The organism is Megasphaera stantonii (genome assembly GCF_003367905.1).
Classification (GTDB): Bacteria; Bacillota; Negativicutes; order Veillonellales; family Megasphaeraceae; genus Megasphaera; species Megasphaera stantonii.
This window is the reverse complement of sequence record NZ_CP029462.1, coordinates 1,124,185-1,138,161: the sequence shown is the minus strand read 5'-3', so window position 1 is coordinate 1,138,161 and position 13,977 is coordinate 1,124,185. Positions and strand designations below refer to the sequence as shown.

Below are 13,977 nucleotides of genomic sequence, written 5' to 3'. Positions count from 1 at the left end.
GTATCCTTTCTGTTTACTCGTGAATTTTATGACGGTTTAAGAATTGAACCATATGGACGGTCAAGTGGTCGATGATTTCCGTGCGGTCCGTGTCCAAGGCGGCGATTTGGGCCATATCTTCGCCGTCGAGCTCGAAGTCCCAGACAGCCATGTTTTCGATGAGCCGGTCCTTGTGAACCGTCTTGGGGATGACGATGACGCCGCGCTGGAGGGTAAAGCGCAGGGCGACCTGGGCGACGGTTTTGCCGTGCTTTGCGGCGATTTTTTTCAGGATAGGATTGTTCCAAATATCATGGCCGCCTTCGGCGAAGGGGCCCCAGGCCATGGGTGCGACGCGCAGCTTTTTCATGACGTCCAGGTCGTAGGCGCGCTGGTAAAAGGGATGGCATTCGATCTGATTGACGGCCGGGAGGATATCGGCGTTTTCGCAGAGGTCGGCCAGCCGGTCGGGATAGAAGTTGGAAACGCCGATGGCCCGGACGCTTCCCTGGCGGCACAATTCCTGCAAGGCCCGCCACGAGCCGTAATAGTCGGACAGCTGCTGGTGGAGCAGCACTAAGTCGACGTAGGCCATGTCCAGCTTTTCGAGGGAGGCGGCGACGGCACGCTTCGTCTTTTCATAGCCGAAGTCCTGTACCCAGACCTTGGTCGTAATGAAGATGTCTTCGCGGGGAACGCCGCTTCGCTTGACGGCGCGTCCGACGGCTTCTTCGTTTCCGTAGGCGGCGGCCGTGTCGATGAGGCGGTAGCCGGCGCGCAGGGCGTCCCGTACGATTTGTTCGCAGAGGGACGCGTCGTCTATCTGATATACGCCGAGGCCGAGTACCGGCATGGCGACGCCGTTGTTGAGGGTTACTGTGTTCATGTCTAGTGCTCCTTTTGGTATGACGATTGAAAAACTATGTATATCTATATTGTAAAGTGCCTGTCTCTGCTGCGGAATAACCAAAAACGCTACGACGTATTGACTAAAGGTAAATACGGAATTGTCAAAGCACTGCAGATGGCAGACGAAAAACAGCCGCCCTTATCGGGCGGCTGTCGCTGCAATATGCATATTTACTTTTTCTTGCCGTGTTTCTGTTCGAAGGCGATCATATGGGCTTCTTCTTCGCTGTGGCCTTCGGCCTGGGCCTGGGCGATGAGGGAGACCATTTCTTCGTAGGCTTCGGGAATGACCTTGGTGATTCTCGATACGGTGTCTTCCCAGTTTTCCAGCAGCATGTGGCCGAGGTTGCTGTCCGTATAGGCGACGTGCTTTTCCAGCAGCGATTTGACAAACTGCTGTTCGTCCGGGTCGGTCAGGTCTTCCAGTTTAACCAGGTCGGGGTTGCATTTGCCCGGCTCTAAGTCGTAGACATAGGCAATGCCTCCAGACATGCCGGCGGCGAAGTTGCGTCCCGTGCTGCCGAGGATGAGGACCCGGCCGCCGGTCATGTATTCGCAGCCGTGGTTGCCTACGCCTTCGACGACGGCCGTCGCGCCGCTGTTGCGGACGCAGAACCGTTCGCCTGCCGTGCCGTTGATGTAGGCTTCGCCGCTCGTCGCGCCGTAGAAGGCGACGTTGCCGATGATGATATTGTCTTCTGCCGGGAAGACGGAGCCCCGCGGCGGCGATACGATGATCTTGCCGCCGGACAGGCCTTTGCCGACGTAGTCGTTGGCGTCGCCTTCAAGGGAAAGGGTCAGGCCCTTGGGGATGAAGGCGCCGAAGCTTTGGCCGGCAGAGCCGACGAAGGACAGGCTGATCGTATCTTCCGGCAGTCCCTTTTCGCCGTAGCGACGCGTGATTTCGCTGCCTAGGAGGGCGCCGGTGACGCGGTCCGTGTTTTGGATGCGCAGGCGGGAGCAGATATGTTTTTTCTGTTCCAGCGCCGGCCGGCACATGCGGATGAGCTTGGACATGTCCAGAGTAGCGTTGATGCCGTGGTCTTGGTCCATGGTGCAGTGATGGCCTACGGAGGCGTCTGTATAGGGACGGAAGAGGAGGTTTTTCAGGTTGACCGTCGCAGCCTTCCAGTTGAGGACGTGCTGCTTTTGCTTCAGGCAGTCGTAGCGGCCGACCATTTCGTCGATGGTGTGGAAGCCGAGGCGGGCCATGATTTCCCGCAGGTCCTGGGCGACGAAGCGCATGAAGTTGACAATGTATTCCGGCTTGCCCTTGAAGCGCTTGCGCAGCTTTTCATCCTGCGTGCAGACGCCGTAGGGGCAGGTGTTGAGGTGGCACACGCGGAGCATGTGGCAGCCGATGGTCAGAAGCGGAGCCGTGCCGAAGCCGAAGATTTCCGCACCGAACAAGGCGGCGATGGCGACGTCCCGGCCGGTGAGCATTTTGCCGTCGACTTCGACCTTTACGCGATCGCGCAGCTTGTTGAGAAGCAAGGTCTGCTGCACTTCGGCCAAGCCAATTTCCCAGGGCAGGCCGGCGTGGCGCAGGCTGGTCCGCGGCGATGCGCCCGTACCGCCGTCGTAGCCGCTGACGACGATGTTGTCGGCCTTGGCCTTGACGACGCCGGCTGAGATGGTGCCGATGCCGGCTCCCGACGTGAGCTTGACGCCGACGCGGGCTTTGGGGTTGACGTTTTTAAGGTCGAAGATGAGCTCGGCCAGGTCTTCGATGGAGTAGACGTCGTGGTGAGGCGGCGGCGAAATGAGGGCGACGCCCGTCGTGGCGTGGCGCGTCTTGGCGATATCCGGGTAGACCTTGCTGCCTGGCAGGTGGCCGCCTTCGCCCGGCTTCGCACCTTGGGAGCATTTGATCTGCAGCTCATCGGCATGAATGAGGTAGTTGCTCGTCACGCCGAAGCGGGCCGAGGCGACCTGCTTGATTTTGTCGTTCGTTTCCGTGCTGAACCGGGCTGCGTCTTCGCCGCCTTCGCCGGTGTTGCTCATGCCGCCGAGGCGGTTCATGGCCGTGGCGATGCATTCGTGGGCTTCCTTGCTGAGGGCGCCGTAGCTCATGGCGCCGGTGCGGAACCGCTTGACGATGGAGTCGACTGATTCGACTTCTTCGATGGGAATGCTGCAGCCGGCGGGGTATTCGAATTCCAGCAGGTCGCGGAGGCGGAAGATGGAAGACGTGTTGACCCGTTCGGCATATTCCTTATAGATATCGTAATTCTTTTCCTTGCAGGCCTTCTGCAGCAGTCGGACTGCTTCGGGGTCGATGATGTGAGGCTGGCCGCCCTTGTGGTACTGGTAGAAATCGCCCCGTTCCAGGGCGTCGTCGGAGCCGTAGGCCGTTTCGTGGCGCAGGGCGTTTTCCCTGGCGATTTCCGTAATGCCGATGCCTTCTATGCGCGACGGCGTGTTGCAGAAATACTTGTTGATCAGATCCTGCTTAATGCCGACGGCTTCGAAAATCTGCGCGCCGTGGTAGCTGTGGACCGTAGAAATGCCCATCTTGGACATGACGGCCAGGATACCCTTGACGGCGGCGTCCATGTAGTTGTCACGGGCCTTTTCATAGGTCATCTTGCCCAATTTGCCCTTGAGAATGAGTTCCTTAATGGATTCGAGGGCGATGTAGGGGTTGATGGCCGTGATGCCGTAGCCGATGAGGGTGCAGAAGTGGTGGATTTCCCGCGGTTCGCCCGATTCGAGGATGAGGCCGACGTCAGAGCGGACCGTCTTGTCGATGAGGTAGTGGTGCAGCGCCGCCGAGGCCAGGAGGGCCGGAATGGCGGCCATGCGGGAGTTGACGCCCCGGTCGGACAGGACGAGGATATTGGCCCCGTTTTTGATGGCCTTCAAGGCGTCGATGCACAGGGATTCGATGGCCGTTTCCATGCCTTCGGCGCCGCTGTTGACTGGATAGAGCATGGATAAGGTGGCGGCCCGCAGCTTCTTCGACATGAGGGACTTGACGACGGCCATTTCTTCGTTCGTGATGAGCGGCGTTTTTAAGTACAGCGCCGCCGTGGCCTCTTCGTTGGGGTCCATGATGTTGGCTACGTTGCCGGCCATGACGGCCGTCGCCATGACGATGTTTTCGCGGACGCCGTCGATAGCCGGGTTGGTGACCTGGGCGAAGTTTTCCTTGAAATAATCGTATAAGAGCTGGGGCTTGTCGTTGAGGACGGCCAGGGGCACGTCGACGCCCATGGAATCGATGGGCTGCTTGCCGTCGCGGGCCATGGGCAGGATGACCTTGTCCATGTCTTCCTGGGTGTAGCCGAAGACTTTTTCCTGCTCCTTCAGGTCGTAGGGAATCAAGGTGTCGTTGTCCGTGATGAGCTGGTTGTTCATCAGGTCGTCCAGGTGGACGATGTGTTCTTCGTACCACTGGTGGTAGGGGTGCTCCGTGGCGATTTGCCGCTTGATTTCGTCGTCGTCGATGATGCGCTGCTCCTTTGTATCGACGAGGAGCATCTTGCCCGGTTCCAGCCGGCCCTTGTAGAGGATTTCGTCGGCCGGAATGTTGACGACGCCGACTTCGGAGCTGGCGATAACCCGGTCGTCACGCGTGACGTAGTAGCGGGCCGGGCGCAGGCCGTTGCGGTCCAGCATGCCGCCGATGACCGTGCCGTCGCAGAAGCCGATAGCCGCCGGGCCGTCCCAGGGCTCGAGCATGAAGTTGTGATAGCGGTAGAAATCTCGCTTTTCTTCGCTCATGAGCGGGTCCCGTTCCCAAGGCTCGGGAATCATCATCATCATGGCGTGGGGCAGGGAATGGCCCGTCATGTACAAGTATTCCAGACAGTTGTCGAACATGGACGAGTCGCTGCCCGTAGCGTCGACGACGGGGAATACCTTTTCCATATCGGGGAAGAATTCCGATTTTGACTTGCTTTCGCGGGCGTTGAGCCAGTTGATATTGCCCTGGATCGTATTGATTTCGCCGTTGTGGACGATGTAGCGGTTCGGATGAGCTCTGGCCCAGCTGGGGAAGGTATTGGTGCTGAACCGCGAATGGACGAGGGCCATAGACGTCGTGACGTCCAGGTCGGACAAATCAAGGTAGAAATGGCGGAGCTGAACCGACGTCAGCATGCCCTTGTACACGATCGTCCGCGACGACAGGCTGGCGATGTAGAAATCCGTGCCCTTTTCCTGGCTGATGGGGACGATGGCCTTTTCGGCCAGCTTGCGGATAATATACAGCTTGCGTTCAAAGTCCATCTGGTTGGTCATGGACGGGCTTTTTTGGATGAAGACTTGCAGGAAATGGGGACGAGTCGTCTTGGCGATATTGCCGATCAGGCTTTCGTCGACGGGAACGTCGCGCCATCCCAAAATAGACAGGCCTTCGGCCCGGACGATGTTCGAGAAGGCTTCCATCTGTTTCTTGCGGAATTCTTCGTAGCGGTGGGCGAAGATCATGCCGACGCCGTATTCGCCTTCGGCAGGCAGGGAGAATCCCAGGGTTTCGCATTCGCGGCAGAAGAATTCGTGGGGAATCTGAATGAGTATCCCCGCGCCGTCGCCGCTTTGGGCGTCGGCTCCTTCTGCGCCGCGGTGCTTCAGGTTTTCCAAGATTGTGAGGGCGTCGTCGATGATGTCGTACGATTTTTTTCCTCGTATATTTGCGACGATACCGATGCCGCAGGCGTCGTGTTCAAACGACGGGTCGTACAAGCCTTGCGGCTCCGGCAGGTCGCGCAGTTTTTTATACATATATAGTTCCCCCTTCTCTATAAAAAAACAGGCCTGAAAAACCGCACGCGCGTGATATTCCAGCCCCGCTTATAGGTTTGCATTCAATTATAAACAATTCATAATAAAAATGCAATGACTTTTTGAATAATTTACGGAAAATATATAAAAATACCTAATATATTTTTGTAAAGTAACGATGATTTACTGTAATAAAGAAATAAAGACTTTTGTTTGGGCATGAAAAAACACCCGGCCGCGAATTACGGGCGGGCGTTTTCAGAAATCCATTGGGCAAATTGCTGGCGGAATAAGCCGGCTCCGCCGTTGGCCGGATGGCGCATGACGGCGGCGGCCAGGCCTTTTTCTTCCAGCATGAGGGCCGATTTGCGGCCGATGGCTCCGATGAGGATATCGGGACGGCACAGGCCTAAGAGCTCCTGTGTGTACGTAAGGCCGGCGGCCAGCTCGGCGTCTGTCGGCGTGCGGTTGCTGAAGGGCGAATCCTTGTGGGGATGAAAGGGGAATATATTCCAGAGGATGACGTCGTCCGGCGAAAGGCCGTTGTCCAGGATGGCTCCCCATACGTACGTATCCGTCGGTTCATTCATGCCCTGCCGCCGCTGGGGGTTGCTGGTCATAAAGGGGCAGTCGGGACGGCTCGTCCGCTGGCCGTCGTAGCCCAGGACCATAGCGCTGGTCACCTGCTTGTGCGCGTTCAGGAGCATGCGCTCGCACGTAATGGCTACGCCTGTAAAGCGGCAGCCCTGATAGCCGGCGGCTTCGGCGACGAAGAGGTATTTGGCGTGGCCGATACGGCGGCGCAGGTAGTCCGTCAGCTGGCGGCTGCGGATGAGGGGCGCGTCGGGGCCGCAGTCGCAGCGCTCGTCGTAATCGCGCCAGGGATTATACACGCCGTCGCCTTCATACTGCCGCAGTGAAGAGAGAAAGGTTTCAATCGTAGACATAAGAGCCTCCTATAAAGTCGTAAACACGGTGTACGTTCCGAATTTTCCCAGCTGGCGGGTCAGGGGGAAGAAGGGCGATGCGACGTAATCGTCGTACCGGCTCCGCGGCACGATGAGGGTCAGGGCTTCACGGCGCTGCAGCTTATCCATGACGCTGCGTTCTTCTTCCGTCGGAAAGAGATGCTTTTTCGACCAGACGGCGTCCCGTTTCAGGCGGGCGTTTTCGTCAAAGCTGGCCGGTGCGGTCCAGACGGCGCCCTTGTCCGTGTAATAGACGAAGGACGTGCGGTATTCTTCGAAGAAATATATCTGGCCGGGGAACTTCGACGAGGCTTCGATGAGAGCTGACGACGAGCGGTATTCATAAAAGGGCGTCAATACCTGGAAGGTCAGAAGCCCGTATATGACCATGGTGCCGGCGGTGATGACGATGGGGATTGCCGGCAGGGCCTTCTGCCATTGGGAGAAGACGAGGATTGCCATGGCCAGGGGAATGAAGACGATGAGCCAGAACAGGTCTCCCAGGACGACGGCGCCGGGCTTGGCGAACAGGGCCGCTCCCAAAAAAAGGAGCCAGAAGAAGATAGCCGGGCCAGTGACGATTGTCCAGAGTTTGCACGAGCTCTTTTCCTGGAGATCCATGACGGCCAATGCGCCGAGGTACAAGAGCGGCATATTGGCGATATAGGCGTAGGTCGGGTATTTCGTCGCCATGGCCGTGTAGAAGAGGATGGTCCCGACGGCCCAGACGGTCATGAAGACGTATTCGTCCGTCCAGCCGCGCCGTTTCCACAGGCCGTACAGGCAGGGGCCGGTCCAGGGCAGCAGGCTGACGGGAACGAGGACGACGTAGTAATACCAGACGTTCATTTCCGGGTGCTCCGACACCGTAGCCCGCACGACGTTGTTAAAGCCCAGGAAGCCGTCGATAAAGGCCGCGCCGTGGCGGGCGTACATCGTGCCGTACCAGGACAGGACGACGAGGAGAAACAGGACGATGCCGACAGGCGGAAAGAGGCGCTTGATATACTGCGTATTGCGGCGCAGGGCGATGAAGACGAGGAGGAACGTTCCCGGCAGGACGATGCCGACGGGGCCCTTGGTCAGCACGGCGAATCCGGCCATGACGTAGGCGGCGACGACGTACCATTTTTTCCCCTCCGTCAGGCCGATATAGGCGAAGAACATGGCCGCCGACGTGAAGAAGAAGAGCATCTGGTCGGTAATAATGGAATGGCTGATGGCCCAGACGGCCAGAGATGTCACGGTCATGGCAGCCACGATGAGGGCGGCCGTCATGCGGCCCGTGCGGCGCAGCATATACCATGCCGCCAGCACGACCGACGCCGTGCCGAAGAGGGCGCCGGGCAGGCGGGAGGCGAAATCCGTAAAGCCGCACAGCGTGTAGGAAATACACAGCATCCAATAGATAAAAATAGGCTTATCGAACCAGTACGTGCCGTAAATCTGCGGAGAAATCCAGTCGCCGGACAAGACCATTTCCTTTGCCGTCAGGGCGTAGTTGGACTCGACGGGGTCGGTGACGGCCAGCTGGCTGTTGCCGAGGAGCAGAAACAGGAAGCAGAGGACGGCGAGCAGGAAAAATACAGGGCGGTGTTTCATTGCATACCTCCTATGGATGATTGATGAGAATGACTTGAGCCGGCAGATCTGCCGCCATGCCGTATTGCCGCAGTTCGGGCACCGTTTGATTGAGCTTGAGGAAGGACGTCTTGGTCATGACGATATAGGCCTTATCGGGAGACGTCAGCAGGGCGGCGAAGTCGGGCAGGTCGTCCTTTTGCCATTCTATGCCGTGCAGGTTGCTGTAATAGGCGATGCCCGGACGGAGAAATTTTTCGATATATAAATCGGACCGCCCATCGTATACGTCGTGAAGGATATAGGCCGCTTCGTACGACGTCGTGTGCTCGGCGATGCGAGGCATGACGAAGCCGAAGGCCGCCCAGGAAAAGACGACCATGAGGACGACGGCGGAGGCGAAGGCCTGCTTCCAGAGCTGCCGGTACAGCAGAAAGGCCGGCAGGAACAAGGCCGTGCTCAGCAGGACCGAGCCGATGAGGATTGGCTGGGCGAAAAATTCCGCCCCTTTGTTCAGCGGAATGGCGTTGCAGAGCAACAGGCCGACGGCCAGGATATAGGCGGCGGCGATTGCACCGAGAGGCGGGCGCTTTTCCAGATAGCAGCGGTACAGATACCAGGCGATGATATAGGCTGCCGGTGGGAAGGCCGGGGCGATATACGTGACCAGCTGCGTATGAGACAGGGAAAAGAAGACGAAAATAAAGGCCGCCCAAATCAGGCAGAACAGCACCGTGTCGTTAAAGGGGTCGCGTTTTTTGAACAAGCGGCGCATTGCCGGAGCCAGGGCCGGAATCCACGGGACCATCGCGCCGATAAAGACGGGAATGAAGAAGAAAATGCTGTTTTGTCCCGGATGCTCCGGCGCGATAAAGCGGATGAGATTGTGATACCCGAGAAAGGTCTGCAGGAATATATCGCCGTGGGTCTGATACATAAATACGTACCACGGCAGGCCGACGAGAAAGGCGATGCAGAGGCCCTGAGGAATTTTCATTGTCCGGAGGAGAGACCACTGGCGGGTGGCGGCCATATACAGCAGCATGATGAGCGCCGGAAAGGCGTAGCCGACGGGGCCTTTCGCCAGCAGGGCCAGGCCGCAGAAGGCGTAGGCCCGGTAATATTTCCCCTGATACAGGGAGATCATGGCGACGGTCAGGGTGAGCATGAGGGTCATGTCTGTGACGGCAGCTTTGCCGACGTACATGAAGCCGACGCTGGTCAGCAGGATGAGCGTCGCCATGAAGGCAATGGCTTGATTGAACAAATCCTTGCCCTGGACGTAGACGAATAAGGCCGTTGCGACGGCGGCGACAGCGCTGGGCAGGCGGGACGACCAGTCGGAAATGCCGAAGAGGCTGTAGGACAGCATTTCCATCCAGTAAAACAGGGGCGGCTTATCGTACCAGAACTGGCCGTAAATGCGGGGAGAAAGCCAGTCTCCGGCCAGCAGCATTTCCTTGGCCGTTTGCCCGTATACGGGCTCGTTGGGGTCCGTCAGGGGAGCGATACCCAAAAAAGGCAGCAAAATAATTGCTGCCAACCATGCGACCGTCAGACCGCAGCGATGTTCATAAATCCACTGCTTCATTTGGCCAGTCTCCCGCGGCGCCGTTTCCAGAGGAACAGGAGGGCGCAAATCGCGCAGACGGCGACGATGACGATGAGGAATATGTGGTTGTACTGAATCAGGTCCTTCCAGTGGCTTCCCAGAATCGAGCCGGCCCACACGAGGAGCAGCGTCCAGGGAATCGTGCCGATGATGGTGAAGACGACGAAGCGTCCGAAGGGATAGCGGGCCACGCCGGCCGGAAAGGAGATAAAGGTCCGCACGCCGGGCAGGCAGCGGCAGATTAAGACAGCCGCTCCGCCGTATTTATTGAACATCGTTTCGGCCATGTTGAATTTCTTTTCGTTGAAGAAAATGTATTTCCCGTATTTCAGCAGCAGAGGACGGCCGCCGTACGAGCCGAGCCAGTAGCTGACGATGGAGCCGACGACGCCGGCCAGGCAGGCGATGACGACGGTAGTCCAAAAGTCGAATACGCCTTGGGAAATGAGAAATCCGGCGAAGCCGAGGACGACTTCGCTGGGAATGGGAATATTGGCGTTTTCCAGTACCATGGCGATGAACATGGCGATATACCCATACGATTCCATAAGCTGCAATAACGTGTCCATGTAATGTAAGCACTCCTGTTCTGTGTATATAGTATCTGTGAGAAGAAAGACTGCGTAATGTCGCGTATGCTTATCATAGCATAAAACGCGGAAAATTTGATAGAAATATGCAAAAAACGCAAATCACCGTCGTAAAACGCATGAATCAGCATGTGTCAGCGCGTTTTGAAGCAAGGCAGATGACGCAGGGCGTATTTGCACAGCATGTACCCGTAGAGGAAAGACAAGGCCAGCGTCAGGATACATTTCAGCGGCGCGCCGAGGGACAGGGGCTGGAGGAAATAAGCCGTGTTCTGAATCAGCGTGTCGCTGACGACGTACAGCGGATAGGCCAGGCCGGCGGCCAGCTTTGTCTTGTTCGTTTCCTTGTCTCCCCATTTAGCGAAGGCGGCCAGCAAGGCCAGGAGCAGGGGAAGCTGCAGGATGGAAAAGAACAGCAATAAGGGAAACAGCGTGCCGGAAATGAATACGGAAATTCCCGCCGCAATATAGGACGAGGCGACGACGACGCCCAGCAGCAAGGCCGCGCCGACGATATGAACGGCAGACGGCACATAGCCTCCGGCCGTAAACCAGCGATGTCTGAAGGCGTATACGCCGAAGCAGAAGTACAGTCCGCATGTCGCCGCAAGGTACAGCACATACAGGGGGAGCCAGAAGTCCGGCGCACGGTGTGCCGTCAGCAGCAGCCCGAAGAAGGCGGCAGCCACAACGAGCTGCAGGGCATAGAAGCCGGCCAGGATTCCTGCAGAGGGAGGCGCGGCAGCGGCCCTCTGAAAGAGAGAACGCCGCCATTTCTTTGCCCCCATCAAAGCCAGATGAAACAGCAGGAGCAGCCCGATAAAGAAGAAAGGGCTTTGGAAATAGGCGGACCAGAACGGCGGATGAATTAAAGAGAATGCCGGGCCGTCGCCGTGGCTGCCGCAGCTCCGGCTGGCAAGGTACAGGAGCTCCGGAGCCAGGAGAACGGTACCGATCAGCCAGGGCCAGCCGAGACGGGTCCACTTGCTCTTGAAATAGGGCAGGATCATGTGAATGCGCAGCGAAGACGCGCCGAAATAGGCGCTGATAAAAAAGAGCGCCGGCATGATGAAGACGATGGCCAAATTGTACAGGAAATCGACGGCTACCCCTTCGAGGGAATTTATTGAAGCGGGAACGTAGGGATGCAGCAGGGGAAAGGGCCTGAAATTTCCCAGTGCGGCGAAGCAAATGCCGGCGAATACCAGGCAGGTGCGAAGATTATCCAGATAATATATACGTTTACCCATCGGTAAGACCTTCTTTCTCATGTATAGGCCAGCTTCCGCAAGAAGCTGACATACATTATAATATACCTATCTAAACAAATATTAAAGATAGAAGAAAAAAATCATAAAAAGGAGACGAGGCATATGGTAATCAGTACGACCGACAGTATTATCCGCCTGTGCGTAGCCCTGATTTTGGGCGCGATTATCGGGTATGAACGGCAGGCGCAGAATAAGGCGGCAGGCCTTCGAACGCACACGTTGGTCTGCGTCGGCTCCTGCCTGTGCATGATCATATCGATCAACATCGCCATGGATCATTTCCTGCTGTACGGCTACCGCAACGCCGACCCAGAGCGCATCGCTGCCCAGGTTATTTCCGGCGTCGGCTTTTTAGGCGCCGGCACGATACTGGCAAACCAGAAGGCCCGCAACGTCCGCGGCCTTACGACGGCGGCCGGGCTGTGGGCTGTCGCGGCTATCGGACTCGTCGTAGGCGCAGGATATCTGGCCGTAGCCGCCGCGGCGACAGTCCTCATCTTCGTCGTGCTGACCGTCTTTATCCGGCTGGACAAGCGCCTCAGCAGTCAGCACCGCCGGGAATACACGGTACATATTATCATGAAGAATACGATTGGGCAATCGCGGCGCCTGGCCGAATACCTGGAGAATCGGCAAATGAATGTCAAAGCCTTCCGCATCCTGTCCGACGAGGACAGCGAGCAGGCCGAACTAGCCGTCACGCTCATTGCCAACGACAGCATAGAGAGCGATGAAATCATACGGCGGCTCTTAATGGTAAAAGGCGTGATGCTGGCGGAGCTGCAGCGTACTGACGATACTGAAGGCCGGAAATCGGGACAAGGCACAGAAACATGAATCTTTAATATAAACAGAAGCATGCAAAACGGCAGCGGAAAAGGATCCGCTGCCGTTTTGCGTTGCCGGAGAAAAGCACACATTAAAGCTTTTTAGGGTTTTATAGATATTGTTTAAAGGGAAGACTGATTATGTATAAAGAATACATAGATTTTTTGCGTTTTTCGTATATTCATTTTGGGCAGCATATAGTATAATAAAAAAGCATGCAACTCAAGGAGGGATTATATGTCTAGGTTTATGGCTGCGTCCAGCAGAGAAGGAAAACAATTACACGACGCCGTGTTTCAATTCGGCCAGGCTGCTCAGGCGGCGATGGCGGCATACGGCCGGGAGCGCGTCGTCAACGCCACGGTAGGCTGCTATGCCGGCGAAGATGAAGTATTGGGGTGTCTTCCCGTCGTAGAAGAAATCTATCGGTCCCTGCCGATGGCTGATTTTATTACGTACGCGCCGCCTGTCGGCCTGGCGGACTACCGCAAGGCGGCGATAGACGAAACGTTCGAGGCATATCGTCCCGAAGGATATATAGATGCCGTAGCGACGGCCGGCGGCACCGGAGCCGTTCATATCGCCATTGCCAACTATTCGGAAGTCGGCGACGACGTCCTGGCGTCCGACTGGCGCTGGGGCATATACGGCAGCTTGTGCCAGGAAATCGGCCGCAGGCTTACGACGTTTGCCTTGCTCGATGAAAGCGGCGCATTCAATATCGAGTCGTTTTCCTCGGCCGTAGCCGATGTGCTGCGCAAGCAGGATTCCCTGCTGATTATCTTGAATACTCCGGCTAATAACCCGACGGGGTTCGCCTTGTCCGATCAGGATTGGGCGGAGGTGCTGCAGGTCTGCCGCTTCCATGAAAAGCAGGGCAAGCGCATTTCGATTCTCGTCGATATCGCCTACATTGCCTATGCCGGCGAAAAGAACGAAGTCCGTACCTTTATGAAGCAGTTCAGCAACTTGCCGCCCCATTTATTCATTATGGCGGCGTTCAGCATGTCCAAAGGCTATACGCTGTACGGACAGCGGGCCGGCGCCCTCGTCGGCGTGTCGTCCAGCGAGGACGTCATCAAGGAATTTACAGAATTAGGCCGCTATTCGGCCCGTACGTCCTGGTCCAACGTCAACCGCGCGGCCATGACGCTCCTCACGACGATCCGGGGCGACGCCGCCTTGACGAAGCGTCTCGACGAGGAACGGATGGAATTTTTCCGCATTATTCAACAGCGGGCGTCGCTGTTTACGGAAGAAGCGGCGCAGTGCGGCCTGCGCGTCATTCCCTACCATGCGGGCTTCTTCATTTCCATTCCTACGGCCAACCCCCAGGCGGTCTGCGAAGCACTGCAGGACGAACTGGTCTTCGCCGCGCCCTTGGCCCTGGGCGTACGATTGGGTGTATGCTCCGTACCGCTGCCGAAAATCAAAGGCTTGGCGGCCAAGATAAAGAAAGCCGTCGATAAATAAAAAATACGAATGGCATATATACGATGCAACCCCTGCGG

At 57.1% G+C, this 13,977-nt stretch carries 9 protein-coding genes; 2 read left to right on the top strand and 7 right to left on the bottom strand.

Annotated features, from left to right (window positions below):
* Positions 1-13 precede the first annotated feature (13 nt).
* The 7 genes from DKB62_RS05335 to DKB62_RS05305 form a co-directional block, all read right to left on the bottom strand.
* The gene (locus DKB62_RS05335) at positions 14-865 is read right to left on the bottom strand and encodes an aldo/keto reductase (protein WP_107196232.1); all 852 of its coding nucleotides are present in this window, start codon (positions 863-865) and stop codon (positions 14-16) included.
* Positions 866-1,059: 194 nt separating this feature from the next.
* Positions 1,060-5,616: a glutamate synthase large subunit gene (gene gltB / locus DKB62_RS05330; protein ID WP_107196233.1), complete on the bottom strand. Its 4,557-nt coding sequence runs from the start codon at positions 5,614-5,616 to the stop codon at positions 1,060-1,062.
* A gap of 242 nt (positions 5,617-5,858) precedes the next feature.
* Entirely contained in the window at positions 5,859-6,563 is a 705-nt protein-coding gene (locus DKB62_RS05325; RefSeq protein ID WP_095629765.1) for a uracil-DNA glycosylase, read from the bottom strand.
* A 9-nt stretch (positions 6,564-6,572) separates the two neighbouring features.
* Positions 6,573-8,186: an ArnT family glycosyltransferase gene (locus tag DKB62_RS05320; protein ID WP_107196234.1), complete on the bottom strand. Its 1,614-nt coding sequence runs from the start codon at positions 8,184-8,186 to the stop codon at positions 6,573-6,575.
* 10 nt (positions 8,187-8,196) lie between these two features.
* Positions 8,197-9,756, bottom strand: coding sequence for an ArnT family glycosyltransferase (locus DKB62_RS05315; protein ID WP_107196235.1), 1,560 nt, complete (start codon positions 9,754-9,756; stop codon positions 8,197-8,199).
* The gene (locus tag DKB62_RS05310) at positions 9,753-10,346 is read right to left on the bottom strand and encodes a DedA family protein (protein ID WP_107196236.1); all 594 of its coding nucleotides are present in this window, start codon (positions 10,344-10,346) and stop codon (positions 9,753-9,755) included. Before DKB62_RS05310 ends, DKB62_RS05315 begins: the two co-directional genes overlap by 4 nt.
* Positions 10,347-10,501: 155 nt before the next feature.
* Positions 10,502-11,617 carry an acyltransferase family protein gene (locus DKB62_RS05305; RefSeq protein WP_107196237.1) on the bottom strand — a complete coding sequence of 372 codons (1,116 nt, stop codon included), beginning with the start codon at positions 11,615-11,617 and terminating at the stop codon, positions 10,502-10,504.
* 123 nt (positions 11,618-11,740) lie between these two features.
* Here DKB62_RS05305 and DKB62_RS05300 point away from each other — a divergent pair, with 123 nt between their 5' ends.
* Both DKB62_RS05300 and DKB62_RS05295 read left to right on the top strand, forming a co-directional pair.
* Positions 11,741-12,475 (top strand): MgtC/SapB family protein, encoded by a 735-nt coding sequence (locus DKB62_RS05300; protein ID WP_107196238.1) that lies wholly within the window; start codon positions 11,741-11,743, stop codon positions 12,473-12,475.
* A 228-nt stretch (positions 12,476-12,703) separates the two neighbouring features.
* Positions 12,704-13,939 (top strand): pyridoxal phosphate-dependent aminotransferase, encoded by a 1,236-nt coding sequence (locus tag DKB62_RS05295; protein ID WP_162860291.1) that lies wholly within the window; start codon positions 12,704-12,706, stop codon positions 13,937-13,939.
* Positions 13,940-13,977 lie beyond the last annotated feature (38 nt).